The sequence below is a fragment of the Merdimmobilis hominis genome, from assembly GCF_900104615.1.
In the GTDB taxonomy this organism is placed as follows: Bacteria; Bacillota; Clostridia; order Oscillospirales; family Ruminococcaceae; genus Merdimmobilis; species Merdimmobilis hominis.
The window spans coordinates 2,500,988-2,521,193 of sequence record NZ_LT629939.1; the positions used below are offsets into that span (position 1 = coordinate 2,500,988).

General features: G+C 58.7%; 17 protein-coding genes. 16 read left to right on the forward strand and 1 reads right to left on the reverse strand.

All coding sequences use genetic code 11. The features are described 5' to 3' along the window. Positions 1 to 161: 161 nt before the first annotated feature. The 15 genes from BQ5353_RS11975 to BQ5353_RS12045 all read left to right on the forward strand — a co-directional run bounded on the left by BQ5353_RS11975 (position 162) and on the right by BQ5353_RS12045 (position 18,637). On the forward strand, positions 162 to 1,757 hold the full coding sequence (locus BQ5353_RS11975) for an NAD(P)/FAD-dependent oxidoreductase (RefSeq protein WP_054332306.1): 1,596 nt from the start codon (positions 162 to 164) through the stop codon (positions 1,755 to 1,757). Positions 1,758 to 1,767: 10 nt separating this feature from the next. After that, positions 1,768 to 2,604: a phosphatase PAP2 family protein gene (locus BQ5353_RS11980; protein ID WP_071428340.1), complete on the forward strand. Its 837-nt coding sequence runs from the start codon at positions 1,768 to 1,770 to the stop codon at positions 2,602 to 2,604. A 112-nt stretch (positions 2,605 to 2,716) separates the two neighbouring features. Further along, a complete protein-coding gene (recJ, locus tag BQ5353_RS11985; RefSeq protein WP_071428341.1) occupies positions 2,717 to 4,747 on the forward strand; it encodes a single-stranded-DNA-specific exonuclease RecJ in 2,031 nt (676 codons plus the stop codon). A gap of 11 nt (positions 4,748 to 4,758) precedes the next feature. Then, entirely contained in the window at positions 4,759 to 6,942 is a 2,184-nt protein-coding gene (locus tag BQ5353_RS11990; protein WP_071428342.1) for a RelA/SpoT family protein, read from the forward strand. Between the two features lie 16 nt (positions 6,943 to 6,958). Continuing rightward, positions 6,959 to 7,420 (forward strand): D-aminoacyl-tRNA deacylase, encoded by a 462-nt coding sequence (gene dtd / locus BQ5353_RS11995; RefSeq protein WP_071428343.1) that lies wholly within the window; start codon positions 6,959 to 6,961, stop codon positions 7,418 to 7,420. A gap of 60 nt (positions 7,421 to 7,480) precedes the next feature. Continuing rightward, the gene (locus BQ5353_RS12000) at positions 7,481 to 8,110 is read left to right on the forward strand and encodes an MBL fold metallo-hydrolase (RefSeq protein ID WP_054332310.1); all 630 of its coding nucleotides are present in this window, start codon (positions 7,481 to 7,483) and stop codon (positions 8,108 to 8,110) included. A 31-nt stretch (positions 8,111 to 8,141) separates the two neighbouring features. Further along, positions 8,142 to 9,617 (forward strand): coproporphyrinogen dehydrogenase HemZ, encoded by a 1,476-nt coding sequence (gene hemZ / locus BQ5353_RS12005; RefSeq protein WP_071428344.1) that lies wholly within the window; start codon positions 8,142 to 8,144, stop codon positions 9,615 to 9,617. After that, positions 9,598 to 10,536: a uridine kinase family protein gene (locus BQ5353_RS12010; protein WP_071428345.1), complete on the forward strand. Its 939-nt coding sequence runs from the start codon at positions 9,598 to 9,600 to the stop codon at positions 10,534 to 10,536. The genes hemZ and BQ5353_RS12010 overlap by 20 nt, the downstream gene beginning before the upstream one ends. Before the next feature lie 290 nt (positions 10,537 to 10,826). Next, positions 10,827 to 11,306, forward strand: coding sequence for a zinc-ribbon domain-containing protein (locus BQ5353_RS12015; protein WP_071428346.1), 480 nt, complete (start codon positions 10,827 to 10,829; stop codon positions 11,304 to 11,306). 57 nt (positions 11,307 to 11,363) lie between these two features. Then, complete coding sequence (locus BQ5353_RS12020; protein WP_054332314.1) at positions 11,364 to 13,481, forward strand: glutamine synthetase III family protein; 2,118 nt, start codon at positions 11,364 to 11,366, stop codon at positions 13,479 to 13,481. 177 nt (positions 13,482 to 13,658) lie between these two features. Continuing rightward, positions 13,659 to 15,434, forward strand: a complete 1,776-nt coding sequence (locus BQ5353_RS12025) for a putative polysaccharide biosynthesis protein (RefSeq protein ID WP_071428347.1) — start codon at positions 13,659 to 13,661, stop codon at positions 15,432 to 15,434. Between the two features lie 48 nt (positions 15,435 to 15,482). Then, the gene (gene mazG / locus BQ5353_RS12030; RefSeq protein ID WP_267888289.1) at positions 15,483 to 16,304 is read left to right on the forward strand and encodes a nucleoside triphosphate pyrophosphohydrolase; all 822 of its coding nucleotides are present in this window, start codon (positions 15,483 to 15,485) and stop codon (positions 16,302 to 16,304) included. A 22-nt stretch (positions 16,305 to 16,326) separates the two neighbouring features. Next, on the forward strand, positions 16,327 to 16,602 hold the full coding sequence (locus BQ5353_RS12035) for an HU family DNA-binding protein (protein ID WP_054332316.1): 276 nt from the start codon (positions 16,327 to 16,329) through the stop codon (positions 16,600 to 16,602). A 98-nt stretch (positions 16,603 to 16,700) separates the two neighbouring features. Further along, positions 16,701 to 18,380 carry a hypothetical protein gene (locus tag BQ5353_RS12040; RefSeq protein ID WP_054332317.1) on the forward strand — a complete coding sequence of 560 codons (1,680 nt, stop codon included), beginning with the start codon at positions 16,701 to 16,703 and terminating at the stop codon, positions 18,378 to 18,380. Positions 18,381 to 18,394: 14 nt separating this feature from the next. Continuing rightward, positions 18,395 to 18,637 (forward strand): RNA-binding S4 domain-containing protein, encoded by a 243-nt coding sequence (locus BQ5353_RS12045; protein ID WP_054332318.1) that lies wholly within the window; start codon positions 18,395 to 18,397, stop codon positions 18,635 to 18,637. Between the two features lie 52 nt (positions 18,638 to 18,689). On the opposite strand, the gene BQ5353_RS12050 is transcribed toward BQ5353_RS12045, so the two are convergent. Beyond that, positions 18,690 to 19,217, reverse strand: a complete 528-nt coding sequence (locus tag BQ5353_RS12050; RefSeq protein WP_071428348.1) for a hypothetical protein — start codon at positions 19,215 to 19,217, stop codon at positions 18,690 to 18,692. A 488-nt stretch (positions 19,218 to 19,705) separates the two neighbouring features. Between BQ5353_RS12050 and BQ5353_RS13125 the strand changes: the two genes are divergently transcribed. Next, a partial coding sequence (locus BQ5353_RS13125) for a B12-binding domain-containing radical SAM protein (RefSeq protein WP_204211315.1) occupies positions 19,706 to 20,206 on the forward strand: 501 nt, incomplete at its 3' end.

Here is a 20,206-nt window from a genome sequence, read left to right on the forward strand (position 1 = left end):
TTGGCAGGCTCGTCCTTGTATGTGGGGGGATGGCGGCTCCGCCCGCTTTGCCCAGCCCTTAAACGGGCGGAATCATCTTATCATTTCTCGGCTTCGCGTGATAAGATCCCTACCCTTACCTCAATATGTGCCGGCGCGGAGCGGCGGAATGGATGATTGGTATGGCCATTGTTGTCACAGGAATCAAAACAGGCATCGGCGACCCCAAGGACGCCGCCCTACAGGAGGCCCTGCGCCGACTGAAGCTGGGCAGGGGGGAGGCCGAAGCCCATATCCACAAAGTGTCGGTGGACGCCCGCAAGCGGGGGGAGATCCACTTTGTCTCCTCGGTATTGGTGGACCTTTATGATCCAGGCCGGGAAAAATCCCTGGTGGAGCGGCTTCACAACCCCCAGGTCACCTACCGGGAGAGCTTCCGGCTGGAGGTCCACCATGGGGACAAACCCCTCTTCTCCCGGCCGGTGGTGGTGGGCTTCGGCCCAGCGGGGATGTTCGCCGCCCTTCTCCTGGCCCGGGAGGGCTTTCGCCCCATCGTCTTGGAGCGGGGCGGCAGCGTGGAGGAACGGGTTCCAGCAGTGGAGGGATTCTGGGCAGGCGGCCTTTTGGACCCGGTGAGCAACGTCCAGTTTGGAGAAGGGGGTGCCGGCACCTTCTCCGACGGCAAATTGACCACCCGCATCGGCGACCCCCGGTGCGAGTTTATCCTCCGGGAACTGGCTGCCCATGGCGCGCCGGAGGAGATTTTAAAACAGGCCAAGCCCCACATCGGCACCGACAAGCTGCGGCTGGTGGTCCGGTCCATCCGGGAGGAGATCCTCCGGCTGGGCGGGGAGATCCGCTTCCGGGAGCAGGCCACCGACTTTATTTTAGAAAAGGGTGCCCTCAAAGGGGTGGTCACCTCCCGGGAAACCATCCCGACCCAGGCTGTGGTGCTGGCCTTGGGTCACAGCGCCAGGGATACCTTTGCATCCCTCCATCAAAAAGGGGTGACGCTGATCCCCAAGGCCTTTTCGGTGGGGGTGCGGGCAGAGCAGCTCCAGTCGGTGATCGACCAGGGGCTGTACGGCGACCTGGCCGGCCATCCCGCTTTGCCGGTGGGGGAATACCAGCTCTCCCACCGCAGGGGGGAACGGGGGGTGTACACTTTCTGCATGTGCCCCGGCGGCCTGGTGGTGCCCTCCTCTTCCGAGGAAGGGGGTATCGTCACCAACGGGATGAGCGAATACGCCCGGGACCGGCAGAACGCCAATGCGGCGCTGGTTGTATCGGTGGACGGGGCGGATTTTGGCCGGGAGTGGGACGCGGGCATCCGGTTCCAGCGGGAGCTGGAGCAAAAAGCCTATGCCATAACCGGCAGTTACCGGGCCCCCGCCCAGACTGCTGGCCGGTTCCTGGCGGGGAAGCCGGGTTTGGAACTGGGGGCGGTGGAACCCTCCTACGCCATCGGGGTGGAGGGGGCAGATTTCGACCGTCTGTTCCCCCCGGTGGTGACCGCCATGCTGCGGGAAGGGCTCGCCCTCTTCCAGCGCAAACTCCCCGGTTTTGGGGCGGCGGATGTGGTGCTCACCGGCCCGGAGACCCGGACCTCCTCCCCGGTGCGGATTCCCCGAGGGGAATCCTTGGAAGCGGAAGGGATCTTGGGCCTGTATCCCTGCGGGGAGGGGGCGGGCTACGCCGGGGGGATCGTCTCGGCAGCGGTGGACGGCCTGCGGGTCGCCCAGCAGATCATTGCAGTCTACAAACCTATGTGGGAGTAAGGAGGCGGCTATGGAACTGGAACTCATCCGATTCATCCAGCAGTTCAGGAGCCCAGTGCTGGATGCTATTTTCACTGCGGTCACCATGGTGGGGGAGCCCTACTTTGCAGCGGCCGTCCTCACCTGGATTTATTGGAATGTGGACAAGGGGAGGGGACGTTTTATCGCCTATGGGGTATTCACTTCCCTGGTGATCAACAACGCGGTCAAGGACTTCTTCAAACTGCCCCGGCCCATCGGCCAGGAGGGGATTGTGAGCCAGCGGGTGGAGACAGCCACCGGCCACTCCTTCCCCAGCGGCCACACCCAGAACACCGCCGCAGTGTTTACCAGTTTGGCCCTGGCTTTTTCCAGCCGGGTACTGGCGGTGCTGACCCCCTTTGCCATCCTGTTGGTGGGGCTTTCCCGGCTGTATCTGGGGGTCCATTACCCCAAGGATGTCCTAGCGGGCGCCCTCTTAGGGGTGTGCATCCCCCTGGCGCTCCACCGGATCTACCTGAAAACCCGGGATAAACAGCTGCTTATCCTTTTGACCTTTGCCCTTTTGCTGCCAACCGTGCTGGTGGGGGATTCCCGGGACTACATCAAGGGGATGGCCCTTTTCTGCGGGTTTGCTTTCGGCTCTCTGCTGGAAGACCGGCTGGTGAGCTTTTCCACTGAGGGGCGGCCCGTCATCAAGTGGGCGCGGTACCTTTTGGGCCTGGCCATCCTCGGCGCGGTGGAATTTGGCATGAAGTTCCTTCTGCCCGATGTGGCCGCCGTGGTGGGGCTGCGGTATTTCTTATTGAGCTTCCTGGGAATGGGGGCTTTGCCTTGGCTGTTCCAGGCCCTGCATCTTTCCTATTAGGAAAGATTGTGTTTTTTCGGCAAAAATGGTAAAATAAATAGATAAACACCAAGTTTTACTTGGGATTGAGCGAATTTAGAAGAAACCGCCCCCAAGGGCGTGGGAGGAAACTGTGGCAATCAAGTACTGGGACATTCGAACCATCGATCCGGCGGCTCCCCAGCGGCTGTGTGAGGAGCTGGGCCTGCCTGCCCTGGCGGGGGAGGTGCTCTGTGCCCGGGGATATGACACCCCGGAAAAAGCCCAGGCATTTTTGCAGGAGGACGCCGCCTTTGGCGACCCTTTTTCCTTCCGGGATATGGACAAAGCGGTGGAGCGGGTCTCGGCCGCTATCGAAAACTTTGAGCGGATCGCCGTCTACGGGGACTACGACTGCGACGGGGTCACCTCCACCGCCCTTCTCTACAGCTATTTGGAGACGGTGGGGGCGGATGTCCTCTATTACATCCCCGACCGGGAAGGGGAGGGCTACGGCATGAACTGCGGGGCGGTGGACCGCTTGGCAGAACAAGATGTCTCGCTGATCATCACGGTGGACAACGGCATCTCCGCAAAAGAGGAGATCGCCTACGCCGCCTCTTTGGGCATTGACGTGGTGGTCACCGATCACCACCAGCCCCCAGAGGAGCTTCCCCCCGCCGTTGCCGTTGTGGACCCCCACCGGGCGGACTGCCCCAGCGGAGCCCACAACCTGTCCGGGGTGGGAGTGGCCTTCCAGCTGATCTGCGCCCTGGAAGGGGACGACGGCGGCGAGATGCTGGACTATTACGGCGACCTGGTGACCATCGGCCTCATCGGCGACGTGATGGAGCTGACCGGCCAATGCCGCGCCCTGGTAAAACGAGGGCTTTCCCGGCTGGGGGAGAGCGAGCGCCCCGGGATTCAGGCGCTGCTGGAGGTGGCGGGCATCGCCCCCCGGACCATCACCGCAACCTCGGTGGCCTTTGGCTTGGTGCCCCGCATCAATGCGGCGGGACGGTTGGGGGAGACCGAAGCGGCTCTGCGCCTTTTGCTCACTGACGACCCGGAAGAGGCAGCGGCCCTGGCCCAGCAGCTGGAGGAAGACAACCGCACCCGCAAGGAAATTGAGCAGGGCATTTTGCGGGAGGCGGAAAGCCTCCTCGCCCGCAATCCCCAGCTTCTCTACCGACGGGTGCTGGTGCTGAGCGGCAAAGGCTGGCACCACGGGGTGATCGGCATCGTCTGCGCCCGGCTGGTGGAAAAGCACGGCAAGCCCTGCATCCTCATCGCTGAGGAAGGGGAGGAGGCACGGGGCTCCGGCCGCAGCGTGGAGGGGTTCTCCCTCATCGGCGCCATCGCCGGGTGTAAGGAACACCTATTGCGGTACGGCGGCCACACCATGGCGGCGGGCCTTTCCCTGGCGGCAAAGGACATCCCCGCCTTTGCCGCGGCCATCGAGGAGCAGGCAAGGGAGATGTGCCCCTTGATGCCCCCCTACGCCCTCCATGTGGACCGGGTACTGGACCCCTCCCGTCTAACAGTGGGGGAGTTCGCCGGCCTCTCCTGCCTGGAGCCCTTCGGTTCGGGCAACGAGTACCCCCTGTTCGCCCTTTCCCGTCTGCGGCTGGAGCAGGTCATCCCCATGGGGGGCGGCAAACACCTGCGCCTGCGGCTCTCCAAGGATGGGAATGGGGTGTTTGCGGTGTACTTTGGCATGGCGCCGGAAAAATTCCCCTACCAAGTGGGGGATGTGTTGGATTTTGTTGCAACCATTGACAGAAACTACTATAATGGAGAGTGCCGTTTGTCGGTGAAGATCAAGGATATCCGGCTCTCCTCCCTCAACCAGAAGAAACTCTGCAACGGCAGGGCCTTTTATGACGCCTACCGCCGGGGGGAGGAACTGCCCATTGAGAAGCGCCATGTCACCCCATCCCGGGAGGATGTGGCGGTAGTCTACCGCTATGTGCGGGGACAGCGGAACTTGATTTTGGATTATGACCTGCTGTACAGCCGGTTGGTCTCCAAGGAGATCAACTACTGTAAAATGCGGATTATTTTGGATATATTGGAGGAACTGGGCCTCGTCGACCGGCGGGGAGACGGCACCCTCTCCCTGGCGCCTGCCAGCGGGAAGGTGGACCTTGGTTCCTCGGCAATTCTCAAGAACCTACAAGGATAGCTGGTGATAACATGACGATCTATACCATGGATGATCTGCTCGCAAAAATTAAAGAAAGCGGTAAAGCTTACGATGTGCCCAAGATCACGGCGGCCTTTGAACTGGCCGATACAGCCCACGCCGATCAAAAGCGGGTCTCTGGGGAACCGTACATCACCCACCCGCTGGCGGTGGCCATCATCCTTGTAGAATTGGGCATGGATACCGACAGCATCGTGGCCGCCCTGCTCCACGACGTGGTGGAGGACACCCAGGTGCCTATGGAGCAGATTGAAAAGCAGTTTGGGAAAGATGTCGGCCTTTTGGTGGGTGGGGTCACCAAGCTGGGCAAGATCCCCTTCTCCTCCCGGGAGGAACAGCAGGCGGAGAACGTCCGCAAAATGCTGCTGGCTATGGCCCAGGATGTGCGGGTCATCATCATAAAATTGGCCGACCGGCTCCACAATATGCGGACCCTTTCGGCCATGCGCCCCCAAAAACAGCGGGATAAGGCCCTGGAGACCATGGAGGTGTACGCTCCCTTGGCCCACCGTCTGGGCATCAAGGCGGTCAAGGAGGAGCTGGAGGATCGGGCGCTGAAATTCCTGGACCCAGTGGCTTACAATGAGATTGAAAACCAACTGGAGCTGCGCAAAGATGAGCGGCAGAAGTTCTTGGAACACATCCAGGAAAAGATCACCAGGCGCCTACAGGAGGAAGGGCTGGAGGGCATCCACTTGGAAGGCCGGGTCAAGAGCATCTACGGCATCTACCGCAAGGTGTATATGCAGGGCCGGGCCTTTGACGAGATCTACGACATCTACGCGGTGCGGCTCATTGTGGACACGGTCATTGAGTGCTACAACCTCTTGGGCATCATGCACGATATGTTCCGGCCCATCCCCAACCGGTTTAAGGACTACATCTCCACCCCTAAAAACAACATGTACCAGTCGTTGCACACCACCGTGCTGGACAAAGAGGGCATCCCCTTTGAAATCCAGATCCGCACCTGGGATATGCACCACACCGCGGAATACGGCATCGCAGCCCACTGGAAGTACAAGGCGGGCCTGAGTGGCAAGGATAAGCTGGAGGAGCGCCTCTCCTGGGTGCGGCAGCTGCTGGAAGCCCAGAAGGAGAGCGAGGACGTGGAGGAGATTGTCCGGTCCATCAAGACCGACATCGCCCCTGAAGAGGTGTTTGTCTTCACCCCCAAAGGGGATGTCATCCGCCTTCCAACCGGCTCCACCGTCATCGATTTCGCCTACGCTATCCACAGCGAGGTGGGCAACCGGATGGTGGGCGCCAAGGTGGATGGCCGGATGGTCTCCCTGGATTTTGAGGTGAAAACCGGCATGATTGTGGAGGTCATCACCTCCAATGCCAAGGGCAACGGCCCCAGCCGGGACTGGCTTAAGATGGTCAAGACCAGCGAAGCCAAGACCAAGATCCGCAGCTGGTTTAAAAAAGAGCGGCGTGAGGAGAACATCCTGGAAGGCCGTGAGGAGATTGAGCGGGAATTCAAGCGCAATTTCATCAGCCTCCCCGACGACAAGATGCAGGAGTTCCTCACTGACATTGCCAAGCGTCAGCACTTCTACACCTTGGACGACTTTATGGCGGCGGTGGGGTATGGGGGGATCTCTCTTTCCCGGATCATGCCCCGCATCAAGGATGATTACAACCGGCAGTACCGGCCCCAGGAACCGGTCAGCCCGGAGAAGATCCTTCAGAAGCCCAAAAAGCAGAAGGCTTCCAGCGGGGTCATCGTGGAGGGGCTGGACGGCTGCTTGGTCAAGTTTGCCAAGTGCTGCAACCCTCTGCCCGGGGACGAGATCATCGGCTTTGTCACCCGGGGCTATGGGGTTTCCATCCACAAGCGGGATTGCATCAACGTGGAGAAGGCCTTGGAGGACACCTCCCAGCGGGAGCGTTGGGTCAGCGCAGAATGGGCCCAGAACGCCACCAAGGAGAGCTTTAAGTCCACTATCGACATCTTGGCCAGTGACCGCAACAGCCTTTTGGCGGACGTGAGCATCACTCTGAGCAACATGCATGTGCCCATCCACGCTTTGATGGCCAAGGAATTGAAAGACAACCAGACCAGCATCCAAATTACCCTGGGCATCAGCGATCTGGACCAGCTTCGCACCATCGTGGCGAACCTGTGCAAGATCAACGGGGTAGTTTCGGTGCAGCGGTCCTATCAATAACAGCAGGAGGTACGCAATGAAAGCAGTGATTCAGCGGGTCACCGAGGCCTCGGTGACCATCGACGGGCAGGTTGTGGGCGAGATTGGCCACGGCATCCTGCTCCTTTTGGGGGTCTGCCCCCAGGATGGGGAGAAAGAGGCCGCCTGGCTGGCCGACAAGGTGGTCAACCTGCGGATCTTTACCGACAACGAGGACAAGATGAACCTCTCCCTCATGGACGTGGGCGGGGAGATGCTGGTGGTCTCTCAGTTCACCTTATATGGGGACTGCAAAAAAGGGCGGCGCCCCTCCTACACCGACGCCGCCCGGCCGGAGATCGCCGACCCGCTGTATCAGTATTTTGTCCGTTGCATCCAGGACGCCGGAGTGCCCAAGGTGGCCACCGGCCAGTTTGGGGCGGATATGAAGGTGGCCCTCGTCAACGACGGGCCGGTCACCTTGATTCTGGACACCGCCGAAATCATGCCGAAAAAGTAACCCTCCCCCGGGACAAAATCATCGGGAGATTGGAAAACAGCAGAAATGGAGAGAAAGCCAATGGATGTTTATGTCGTCGTCGTTGGAACCATTGAAACCAACTGTTACCTAGCCGCATCGGAGAAGAAGAACTGCGCAGTCATCGACCCCGGCGCAAACGGGGAGAAGATTTTGGGCGAGATTGAGGAATACGGCCTCACCCCCCAGTACATCGTCCTCACCCATGGGCATTACGACCACACTGGCGCCGTCAAGGCGGTGAAGGAGAAATTCCCCCAGGCCAAGGTCTGCATCAGCGGGGAAGACGAGGAGATGTTCCACGACTTTAAAAAGTGCATGGCCCCGCCCAGCTATGCCAAGTCCGGCAATTACGACGGCCTGGCGGCGGATGTCCTCCTCAAGGACGGGGACACTATCACCCTGGACGAGCTCACCTTCCAGGTGATCGCCACCCCCGGCCACACCAAAGGCGGCATCTCCCTCGTGTGCGGCGACGCTCTCTTCACCGGGGACACCCTCTTCTGTGGCACCGTGGGCCGCACCGACCTGTACGGTGGCAGTTACGAAGCTATTGTGGATTCGGTCAACCGGCTGGCCTCCCTCCCTGGGGATTACTCGGTCTTTCCTGGCCACAGCAAGCTGACCACTCTGGAAGAGGAGCGCCAAACCAATCCCTACATCGGCAAATAGCCTTTTGAATCAATCAACGGGGGGTCTTACCTTGATCGTACTAGTAGATGGGCACAAGCACCATTATGAGATGGAGTGCCTGACCATGATGTTCTTCCCAGGGGAGAAAATCACCACCACAACCGACCTTTCCCAGCAGGACGGGGATTATCTGTACACCCGCCTGCGGGAAGGGGAGGGAATAGGGCAGCTGTTTGTCCGCGCCTCGGTGGGGGGGACCTCGGCGGAGGAAGGGATGGAGATCCCCTTGGATGCCCCGGATTATGACCGCCAGTGCGAACGGGACTTTGGGCGGATGGTATACCGCCTCCTGTCTGCCGCCACCGGCCGGGCGCCCAAATGGGGGATCCTAACCGGGATCCGGCCCATCAAGCTGTTCCACCAGTGCGTGGCCGACGGCATGACCGAGGAGGAGATCCGCCGGCTGTTCACCCAGGAGATGCTCCTGAGCCCCGGCAAGCTGGACCTTGCCATACAGACCCAGAAAAACGAGCAGAAGGTGCTGTCCCGCTCCACCAGGGACAGCTTCAGCCTGTACATATCCATCCCGTTCTGCCCCAGCCGGTGCCATTACTGTTCCTTTGTCTCCCATTCCATCGACCGGGCCAAAAAGCTGATGCCCGAATATGTCTCCCGCCTGGTGGAGGAGCTGCGGTACACCGCCAAGCTGGTGGATCAAATCGGGATCAAGCTCAAGACGGTGTATTTCGGTGGGGGTACCCCCACCACCCTGACGGCGGAACAGCTACAGCTGCTCATCGACGTGATCAAAGAGGAGTTCGATTTCTCCCACCTGGAGGAATACACCATCGAAGCGGGCCGGCCGGACACCATCACCCTGGAAAAGCTCCAGGTGATCAAGAATTCCGATGTCACCCGCATCAGCATCAACCCCCAGACCCTCAACGACCAGGTGCTGGAGGCAGTGGGCCGCCGCCACACGGCGAAGGACGTCATCGACAAATTCCACATGGCCCGGGAAGTGGGCATCGACTGCATCAACATGGATTTGATCGCCGGCCTGCCTGGGGACACCCTGGACAGCTTCCGGCGCAGTGTAGACGGCCTCATCGCCCTTGGGCCGGAAAACATCACCGTCCACAGCCTTTCGGTGAAGCGGGCGGCGGACCTGGCCAAAGTGGACCCCGAGTTCTTGCGCCATGGCAGCCTGGTCAGCGATATGGTGGACTACTCCCAGCGGGTACTGGCCCAGCACGACTACCATCCCTACTACCTCTACCGGCAGAAGAACACGATGGACAATCTGGAAAACGTGGGCTACTGCCGCCCGGGGCAGGAGGGGCTGTACAACGTTTACATCATGGATGAGACCCATTCCATCCTTGCGGTGGGGGCCGGCGGGGTGACCAAACTGCGGGAACCCGGAGGCTCCAAAATCCAGCGGGTATTCAATTTTAAATTCCCATACGAATATCTCAGCCGCTTTGATCAAGTCATTGCAAGAAAGGACGAGGTGACCAAATTCTATGAAACATACCCATTCTAATCAACCGGCAGCCCTCTCCATCGCCTCGGTAAACCAGCTGGCACAAACCGCTCCCCAGCAGTTGGTGGAGCGCACCCACCAGCGGTACCAGGACCAGCTGCGCACAGTGGCCCAGGCCATTTTACAGCGTCCTGCCCAGCGCCGGGTAGTGTTGCTGGCCGGTCCCTCGGCCTCTGGCAAGACTACTGTCGCCCGGGATCTCTCCCAGATGATCACCGAGCTGGGCACCCCGGCCCTGACCGTCTCCATGGATGATTTTTACCTGGGCCATTACCCGCTGCTCCCCGACGGAACCGAGAATTTTGAATCCTTTGAAGCCCTGGATATCGAACTATTTGACCATTGTATGGCCCAGCTGCTGGGGGAAGGGAAAACCCGCCTGCCCAAGTTCGATTTTGTCACTGTAACCCGCTCAATGAATAAGGAAGAATCCATCTTGCCGGAAGGTGGGGTCGTGGTGGTGGAGGGCATCCACACAATGAATCCCCGGGTGTCCATCAACTTGCCATCGGAGAATCTTTTCCGGCTGTATGTCCATGTGGATTCCCAGTTTGTGGATGACAAAGGGCAGACCCTGTTGACTCCAAAGAACATCCGCCTGATGCGCCGGATGCTGCGGGACCGGAACTTCCGCAACTATTCCATCTTCAACACATTGGGCCGCTGGGACCATGTCCTTTCGGAGGAGCGGGAAAGCCTGGAGCCTTATCGGGAGTTTGCCGATGGGTTTGTGGACAGCGCACTGGAGTATGAACCTGCTGCTTTCCGCCACTACCTGCTTCCCATTTTGCGGGAAGTGGGGTGCGACAGCCCCTTCTACGAGCCCATCAGCGAGCTGTGTGAGGCGTTGGAGCAGTTTCCCCAGCTGGATACCGACCTGATTCCACAGGATTCACTATTCCGCGAGTTTGCGGGCTAAGAATTTCTGACAAAATGCCACCATTACAAATGAGGGAAAACGTGCTACAATAATCGCAGAGCGATTATTGGGGAAGAAATCCTTCTCGGGCCATAGGCCCTCCCGCCGCAAAGCGGCATCAGGATTTTTCCCATTTATGCAGACTTTGGGGTATCATAATCGCAGAGCGATGATTGGAGAAGAAATCCCCGCTGCACGACCCGCTCCCCTAGGGGGCTAAAGCAATGCACCCGCGGTGGCCGCGGATACAATAAGGCCGCGCCGGCCTGACCGGCGGAAAGGAGCATCCCATGAGCAGATTCGACGACCTGTTACTCAAGGCAAAGACAGTCGCCAACGCGGCTGGCAAAAAAACCGGCGAGCTGGTGGAAGTGTCCAAGCTGAAACTGGAAGCTGTTCAGATCAATTCCGACATCCAGAAGGCCTATGAGCGCCTGGGCAGCGTGGTATATGAACAGGAGAAAACCGGTGCGGACAACAACGACCTCATCGCCCTGTGCGTCTCGGAGATTGACGGCCTGCTGGTCGAGCTTTCCGACCTTAACGTCAAGATCAACGAGGCCAAAAACACCGTCAAATGCATGAGCTGCGGCGCGGAGAACCCGGAGGGGTCACTCTACTGCGCCAGATGCGGCAGCGCCCTGAACCAGGTGGAGTACACCTCGCCGGTGACGGTGCAGGCACCTGTGGAGGAAGCTGCAAAAGAGTCTGCTTCCCCGGCAAAGGCGACCGAGGAGGAGCTGTCCGGTACCCAGGAGGACAACCAGTAATTTTAAAAAAAGGGGGTGCAAAAGCCCCCTTTTTTCTATTTTTGTGAGGTGCATAGCATGAGTCTTGAGACAAAAACCAGAAACCCTGTGGAGTATTTCGGCGAAAATGTGTTTGACGACCGGGTGATGCGGGAGCGCCTGCCCAAGGAGACCTACCGCGCCTTGAAACAGTGCGTAGGGGAGGGCCTGCCCCTCACTGCCAAAATCGCTGAAGTGGTGGCCAACGCCATGAAGGATTGGGCCATCTCCAAAGGGGCGACCCATTACACCCATTGGTTCCAGCCTCTCAACGGGTTCACCGCGGAGAAGCACGAATCCTTTATCTCGCCCATCGACAACGGCGGCGCTATTATGGAGTTCTCCGGCAAAATGCTGATCAAAGGCGAGTCGGACGCCTCCAGCTTCCCCTCCGGCGGATTGCGGGCGGTGTTTGAAGCCCGGGGCTATACCATGTGGGACCCCACCTCTCCCGCCTTTTTGAAGGAGGACCGGGCCGGGGTAACCCTGTGCATCCCCACCGCCTTCTGCGCCTGGAGCGGCGAGGCCCTGGACGAGAAGACCCCGCTGCTGCGGTCGGTCAAGGCCCTCAATAAGCATGCGCTGCGCCTCTGCCGGCTGTTTGGCGACCACGATGTCAAACAGGTACATACTTCCGTGGGCGCGGAGCAGGAGTATTTCCTCATCGACCTGGACCACTACCGCCAGCGCAAGGATTTGGTCCTAACCGGGCGCACCTTGTTCGGCGCCAAGCCCAGCAAGACCCAGGAGATGAGCGACCACTACTACGCCGGCTTAAATGAGCAGGTGGCCGGCTTTATGAAGGAGATCGACGAGGCCCTGTGGAAGATGGGCGTCTCTGCCAAGACAAAGCACAACGAAGCCGCCCCCTGCCAGCATGAGCTGGCCCCCATTTTCTCGGTGGAAAACATCTCCGCTGACCAGAACCAGCTAATTATGGAGACCCTGCAGCGGGTGGCCCTCAAACACAACTTGGCCTGCCTTCTCCATGAAAAACCTTTTGAATACATCAACGGCTCGGGTAAGCACAACAACTGGTCCATCACCACCGACAACGGCCAAAACCTGTTAGAGCCCGGTGACAACCCCTATGACAACGCTAAATTTGTGGTGTTCCTCTGCGCGGTGATCCAGGCCATCGACAAGCACGCCGGCCTGCTGCGGGTGTCCGCTGCCAGTGCCAGCAACGACCACCGGCTGGGTGGGTACGAGGCCCCTCCTGCGGTGATCTCTATCTGCCTGGGCGAGCCGCTGTCTGACATCCTGAAAAACATCGCCTGCCAGGCGGAACACGGGGAGGAATCCAAGCGGATGCTGGACTTTGGCGTTCCCACCATGCCCCAGATGTACGCCGACTCCTGCGACCGCAACCGCACCAGCCCCTTTGCCTTCACCGGCAATAAGTTTGAATTCCGGATGCTGGGTTCCTCCCAGACCATCTCCTGGGCCAACACCATCCTCAACACCATTGTGGCCGAGACCCTGGATGAGTTCGCCACCCGCCTGGAGGGGGCGGAGGACTTTGACGGGGAGATTCAGCGGATCATTGCCGACGTATATGAGAACCACAGCCGGGTAATCTTCAACGGCAACGGCTACTCCCAGGAGTGGATGGAGGAGGCGGCCCGCCGGGGCCTGCCCAACCTGAAAAACACTGTGGAGGCCGCCAAGGAGCTGATCCGCCCCGAAGTGGTAGAGTTATTTGACAAATACGATGTCTATGACCGCCAGGAGATGGCCGCCCGTTATGACATCATGCTGGACATCTACACCCGCCGCATCCTCATTGAGGCCCGCACCATGGCGGAGATGGCCCGCACCCAGCTGTACCCAGCCATCAGCCGGTACCTGACCGAGGCCGCCCAGGCGGTGAAGGCCCTGGGGGATATCGGCAAGGCCTCCCGCTCCCAGCAGGATAAGCTGGACTGCCTCATCTCCCTCCTGGATTCGATGGATGAGGACATCGTCCTGCTCACCGACAAGATCGGACGGGCGGATGGTATGAAGAAGGACCACGAAGCCTGTGCCGCCTTCTGCGCCGGGGAGATCTTGCCCGCCATGAACGACCTGCGGGTGGTCACCGACCGCCTGGAGTCGATGGTAGACAGCCGGTTCTGGCCCATCCCCACCTACAGCGAAATCCTCTTCAACGTCTAGGGGAGAAATCGGGCATCTGGTAAAAATTCCATGAATTATTTGGGAAAAGGTGGCATATAGGCCACCTTTTCCTTTATACTAAATTCTATGGAATTTCTCGGCTGGGGAAAGGGAGCGGTATGCGCTCCCTCACCGGGGAAAACGGTACTATCCCAGCGGCTTTTCCAATAGGATAGGATGAAGAATGGAACAAAGGGGGAGAAAGCCCTGAAAAAACAAAACCGGCAGTCGGTCTTGGAGGGAGCGCTGATTTTGATGGCCGCCACTGTGGTGGTCAAGGTGATTGGCGCGCTGTTTAAAATCCCCTTGGCCAATATTTTAGGCGGCGGGGGAATGGGGTACTTTATGACGGCATACAGCCTGTTCAACCCACTGTATGCCCTAGCTACGGCGGGCCTGCCGGTGGCAGTGTCCAAACTGGTGTCGGAGAGCGTGGCACGGGGCCGCTGCCAGGACGCCAAACGGGTGTTCCGGCTTTCCCTGTGTCTCTTCCTAGCTACGGGTACCTTGGGCTGCATCGCCATGGTGCTGGGGGCAAGGTCCTTCTCCCAGGCGGTGGGCAACCCTGGTGCTGCCTTGGCGGTGGCGGTGATGGGCCCGGCGGTCTTCTTCGGGTGCTTCACCTCCGCTTTCCGGGGATACAATGAGGGCCTTCGCAACATGACCCCAACCGCCCTTTCCCAGGTGGTGGAAGCGGTGGCCCGGCTGGTGTTCGGCATTGCCTTTGCCACCTATCTGCTGCATCACGGCATGGCGGAATATGCCTCCTATGGCACAGTGTACGGCCAGGCGGCAGCTTCCCTGGAGGACGCCCAGCGGTTGGTGCTGCCGGTGGCTTCGGCAGGGGCGGTGGCAGGCATCTCGGTGAGCACCGCCTGCGGGAGTCTCTTTTTGCTGCTGCGGCAGTTCTTCTGCCGGGATGGCATCACTCGGGAGCAGCTGGCCTCTTCCCCCAGGGCCCGTTCCCGGAGGGAGCTGGGGCGGATGCTCCTCACGGTGGCATTGCCGGTTTGTCTGGCCTCCGCGGCGGTCAATCTGACCTCTCTCATTGACCTGGGTTCCATCATGAACCGGCTTTCCACTGCCTTAGAAGAAAACCCCCAGGCAATTTTGAATATGTATGGGGGGCTACTGCCTGAGGGGATGACCCTTTCTGAGATCCCCAACTACCTGTATGGTTCTTACACCGGTTTGGCGGTGACGGTGTTCAACCTGGTGCCGGCACTGACCGTCACCTTCGGCACCAGTGCCCTGCCGGCGGTCTCCTCCTCTTGGGCGGTGAAGAACTACCAGGCCACCAAACGGAATATCCAGTCCATTTTGCGGATCACCGCCTTGGTGGCCATCCCGGCGGGCCTGGGGATTTTCGCCCTTTCCGGGCCGATTTTAAACCTTTTGTTTTCCTCCCGGGCGGCGGAGGCGGCCATCGCCGCCCCAGTGCTGCGGTGGATGGGCTTGGCGGTGATTTTGGTGGCCATGGCCAGCCCGGTCAACAGCATGCTCCAGGCGGTGGGCCGGGCCGATGTGCCGGTGAAGATGATCCTGGCCGGGGGCCTTGTGAAGCTGGGCTGCAACTACCTGCTCATCGCCGTGCCGGAAATCAACATCAAGGGCGCGCCGGTGGGGACTATTTTGTGCTATGGGCTGATCCTTTCGGTCAGCCTTAGAATCCTCTGCCGGGAAACCGGCATCGCTTTGGAGTGGGGAAAAACGTTTGGCAAGCCCTTCCTCGCCGGGATTGGCTGCGCCCTCTGCGCCTGGGCCGCCTATGGGTTTTTCTCCCGCGGGGTGTTCTCCAGCCGCCTTTCCACCCTGGCCGCCGTGGCGGTTGGAGGGGGATTTTACCTAATGTTTTTGCTGTTTTCCAAGGGATTTGTCAAAGAAGACGTTTTAATGCTGCCAGGGGGAGAAAAAGTTTCGAAAATACTTGAAAAATACTCTCTTTTGGGGTAATATAATTAGTGCTTGCCCGGAATAATTGGAAAACTTGGGGTGTCCGCTTTGTCTGTTGATTTCGCGTTTAAAGAAACATATTCCATCGAAGATCTTCTCGCCATCATGCGCATCCTGCGGGGGGAAAATGGCTGCCCCTGGGATCGGGAACAGACCCATCAGTCCATCCGCAACAATTTTATCGAGGAGACCTACGAAGCGGTGGAGGCCATCGACAACAGCGACCCGGTCCTTCTGGAAGAGGAACTGGGCGACGTGCTGTTGCAGGTGGTCTACCATGCGGAAATGGAGCGGGAAGCCGGCAGATTTTCCTTTGAGGATGTGGCCGACGGCATCTGCCAGAAGCTGATCCAGCGCCATCCCCATATTTTTGGCGACGTTGTCGCCGGCACCACAGACGAGGTGCTGGACAACTGGGATGAAATCAAAAAGAAAACCAAAGGGCAGACGACCTATACCGATACTCTCAAGAGTGTTCCAAAGGTGTTCCCTTCTCTCATGCGCGCGGCCAAGGTGCAGAAGCGCGCGGCAAAATCCGGCTTTGCTTACCCCGACGGGAATTGGGCCATGGAGGCCCTTTCCAGCGAGGTGGAGGAACTTCGGGAGGCGCTGCGGCAGAACGACCTATCCGCTGCCAGTGAGGAATTGGGCGACCTGTTGCTTTCAGCGGCCAATTTGTCCCGGTATCTGGATGTGGATGCGGAAGAGTGCCTCGGCACCTCCTGCGACAAATTCATTTCCCGGTTTGAGAGGCTGGAAGAGCTAGCCGCCTCCCGCAAGGTTGACATGAAAAAGGCATCCCCCCAAGAGATAATCGCCTTGTGGGAGGAAGCCAAGAGACAGCATAAGTCCCCAAATCCATCGATTTAAAAAGTACGGAGGTTTATCCAAAATGACAAAAGCAGAATTGATTAATGTTGTAGCCCAGAAGACCGAGCTTTCCAAAAAAGACAGCGAAAAAGCTGTTTCCGCTGTTGTAGACGCCATCACCGAAGCCCTGGCTTCTGGCGATAAAGTATCTCTGGTTGGCTTTGGTACCTTTGAGGTTAAAGAGCGCGGTGAGAGAAAAGGCATCAATCCCCGCACCAAAGAGGAGATCACCATTGCCGCTTCCAAGCTGCCCTGCTTCAAAGCTGGCAAAGCGCTGAAAGATTCTGTTTCCAAATAGTATTTGAGAAAACCCTGTAAAATCGGGAGTGCGTTGACGCATTCCCGGTTTTTTGTTATGCTGGTTCTAACAAGATCCAGTATAAGGAGGGAATCTGTATGAAATACCGGCTGTTGGCCCTTTTGTTGGCTGCGCTGCTGCTGGCGGGGTGCCAGGATCGAAGCGGCCCTGCATCATCCTCATCTTCTGAGGCAGAAAATTCCAGCTCTGCGTCCGAGGGGCCCCGCACCCCTTTGGAGACAGCGCTGGATGAGAACATCGCTTCAGCCCTTCCCACTGGCAGCGATTGGGAAACCCTTTCCGCCCTGGGCATCACAGCCCAGGCTGGCCGGGGGGAGTTTGTAAACCAAAGGGAATACCGTTGCCCAGTGACCATTCAAAATGCCGAAGGGGAGAAGGCGACCCTCCTCACCTCCGGCATCTATAGGGCGGGGGACATCCCCGGCGACCCAGGGGAGAATCTGTATATTTCCATCTGCGGCTTTCTGCCGGCAGGGGAGGATAAGCTGTTGCTGGCAGATGCCTTCCAGGTGAAGCTGATCTCCACAAACCATCTGGAGGGAGAGCCCCAGATACTGTATTCCATCCCGCCGGAGGAGGGCTCCGTGGTGGATGCCGCCTATGATCCCCAGGGAGGGTACCTGGTGCTGACGGTGGATGGAGAGGACAACTCCAACACCCTGATCCACCTGGATCTTTCCGGCAAAGAGACAGGCAGAACCCACATCCCCAACCCGGAGAGCTCCCAAAGCGCCCTGTTTGGCCCATATGAACGGATGACCCGGACAAACGACTGCCAATACCTCCCCCTAGGGCAGATGCAGTATATCTCCATGGAGGAGCCGGCCTGGCTTTTGGAGGATAGAGCCCTGTGGGATCCCTCCACCAAAGAATTGCGGGAAAACTTTGGAACCTTCTTCCGCTGGGAAGGGGAGGAGTGCCATCTTCGCCTCTGCCGGGGGGAGGTGGGAGGGGAAGCTCTCGCCCTTTTGGAGAGGCCCGGGGAAAAGACGTTGGGCTTCTTCTTTGATGGCTCGGCCATCGACCCCAGCTTGGGGGCTTATGAGGGGGGTAAAGAATGGATCACCGGCTATGCGGCGGAACTTTCCGTCCCCCGTCTCCGCCTGGAAGCCGGGGAGCTTCGGATGGCCATGGCCTTTGACTTCGAAGCCCAAACCGCCCAGGTGGAATACTCTTACACCCCCGCTGACCTGCAAGGGATCGGCCCGGTCTGCTCTTCCCCCAGCGGTGCAAGGGCGGTATATCTCCCCTCAACGGGCGGCATGGGAGATGCCATGTGGGGCAATTACGCCCTCTATGACAGCGCAAAGGGAACAGTGGAGTATCTGGCACCCTCTCTGGGAGCTTCTTCTGCCTTTTTTGCCGGGGAGGAGCGGGTTTTTGTCAACAACCTGGGGTCTCTGTCCCTGTATGATGCCGCCACCGCACAACCCATTGAGAAGAACATCCCCATCCCGTCAGATCAAAGCGGCAAGGCCCGGTGGGCAATCGCCTGCATAGGGGATGCCAAACACCAATTGGCACTGGCCCTCTGCCGGGAGGCAGGCTACGACTTCCCGGAGGAGACCGTCCCGGTCTCATTGGTGGTGTATGACCTTTCCGGCCAGGTGATCCGGGACATCCCCACCGATATCCGGACGCCTTATGTTTCCAAAAACTACCCCTACAGCCCGGATATCCAGCTGGACGGCCAGGGAAACCTGCTGGTCCGCAACGGGGAGGGCGCCCTTTTAGGCACCATTCCCTATCTCCAATAGAAAGAAGGAACAATATGCGTTTGGATAAATATTTGAAGGTGACCCGGCTGATCAAGCGGCGCACCATTGCCAACGAGGCCTGCGACGCCGGCCGGATCTCGGTCAATGGCAAACCTGCCCGCGCCTCCTATGATGTCAAGGTCGGGGATGTGCTGGAGATCAACCTGGGCTCCAAGCCCCTCAAGGTAAAGGTGCTGGAGGTCAGCGAATACGCCACCAAAGAGACTGCCAGCACCCAGTATGTGGTGGTCGATTAGAAGCGCGCACAGAAAAAGCATCCTTCGGGAAATGCCCCGGAGGATGCTTTTTTTATCCATTTGTAGCGATGTAAAGGGTTACCGGCTGTTCCAGTTCCCCCAGGATTTCGCCGTCCATGGGGTCGAGGATGTGCAACAAAGCGGTGGCTGGGTATTTCCCCTTGGGGAGAGGCCGGTTCAATAGCCCCTCGCTCACCTGGCACCCTGCTGGGATCACCCCGGATTGGTACACCGTCTCGCCAGGTAGCACAATATCCACCTGCATGTCGTATTCGTTGGAGCCGTGGTTGAGGAGAAGGAGGTTCCCCGCCTTGTCCCCAGCGGCAAAGTAGGGGGTGGCGTTGAGGGTGTAGACGAATTCCCCCTCCTGGTTGGGGGAGAAGGAGTCCGGATCTTGCATCTCCACCTGGTTGGGGTCGAGGGCCTGGGGGTCGGTAACTGGCTGGGCGGTGACAGCCGCCTCTGGAGAAGAAGGGCTTCTCAAAAACAGCGCCAGGCATCCGGCTGCCACGGCGACAATGGCCAGCATCAGCAAAATGGAAAGCTGCTGGTGTTTTTTGTTTTTGCGGCGAATGTCCATAGGGCGGCCTCCGTTCGACTTTTTCTGTGGTTCATTATACCACAAAGTCTGCACAAACGGCAAGAATTGCGATGCGGCTGTTGCCGCAAAGGGCTTCGCCCTACAAGCAATTCTTCGAATGCCACAGCTTTGCCTGTGGCTATTGTACCTCAATGTCTGCACAAACGGAAAGAATTGCGGTGCGGCTGTTGCCGCAAAGGGCCTCGCCCTGCAAGCAATTCTTCGAATGCCACAGCTTTGCCTGTGGCTATTGTACCGCAAAGTCTGCACAGACTGTAAGAATTGCGGTGCGGCTGTTGCCGCAAAGGGCCTCGCCCTGCAAGCAATTCTTCGAATGCCACAGCTTTGCTGTGGCTATTATACCGCAGAATGAGGGGGATGGCAACGAGGGGAGAGTGGAAATCCGCTGGTTTTTATGTTACAATAGTACAATAGTTCGAGAATGTGGGCTGGGAAGATTGCCCGCAAACAAAAATGGGAGGGTGGATATGAACTGCCTTTTGGTGGCGATCAACGCCAAATATATTCACACAAGTTTGTCGGTGCGGTACCTGGCGGGGTATTCCAACCAAGTGAACCAGCAGAAGACTCAAATCGCCGAATTTACCATCAACCACCGCCCAGAGCTGATTTTGGAGGAGCTGTTCCGCCAAAAACCGGATCTCCTGTGCTTTTCCACCTACTTGTGGAACGTGGACCTGGTGCTGGAGATCGCGGAGAATTTCAAGAAGGTTTCCCCCTCTACCACCATCGTGCTGGGCGGGCCGGAGGTCTCTTTTGACGCCAAAGAACTGTTGGAAGCCCATCCCTTTTTGGATGGGGTGCTGATGGGGGAAGGGGAGGCTTCCTTTGCTGATTTGGTCTCTAAATGGTCTCAGAATGCCGATTTTTCAAATGTAAAGGGATTTACCTTTACAGATAAAAACGGGGTAAAATCCACCCCTCTGCCCCCGCTGTTTGACATGGATCTGCTCCCTTTCCCCTATGGG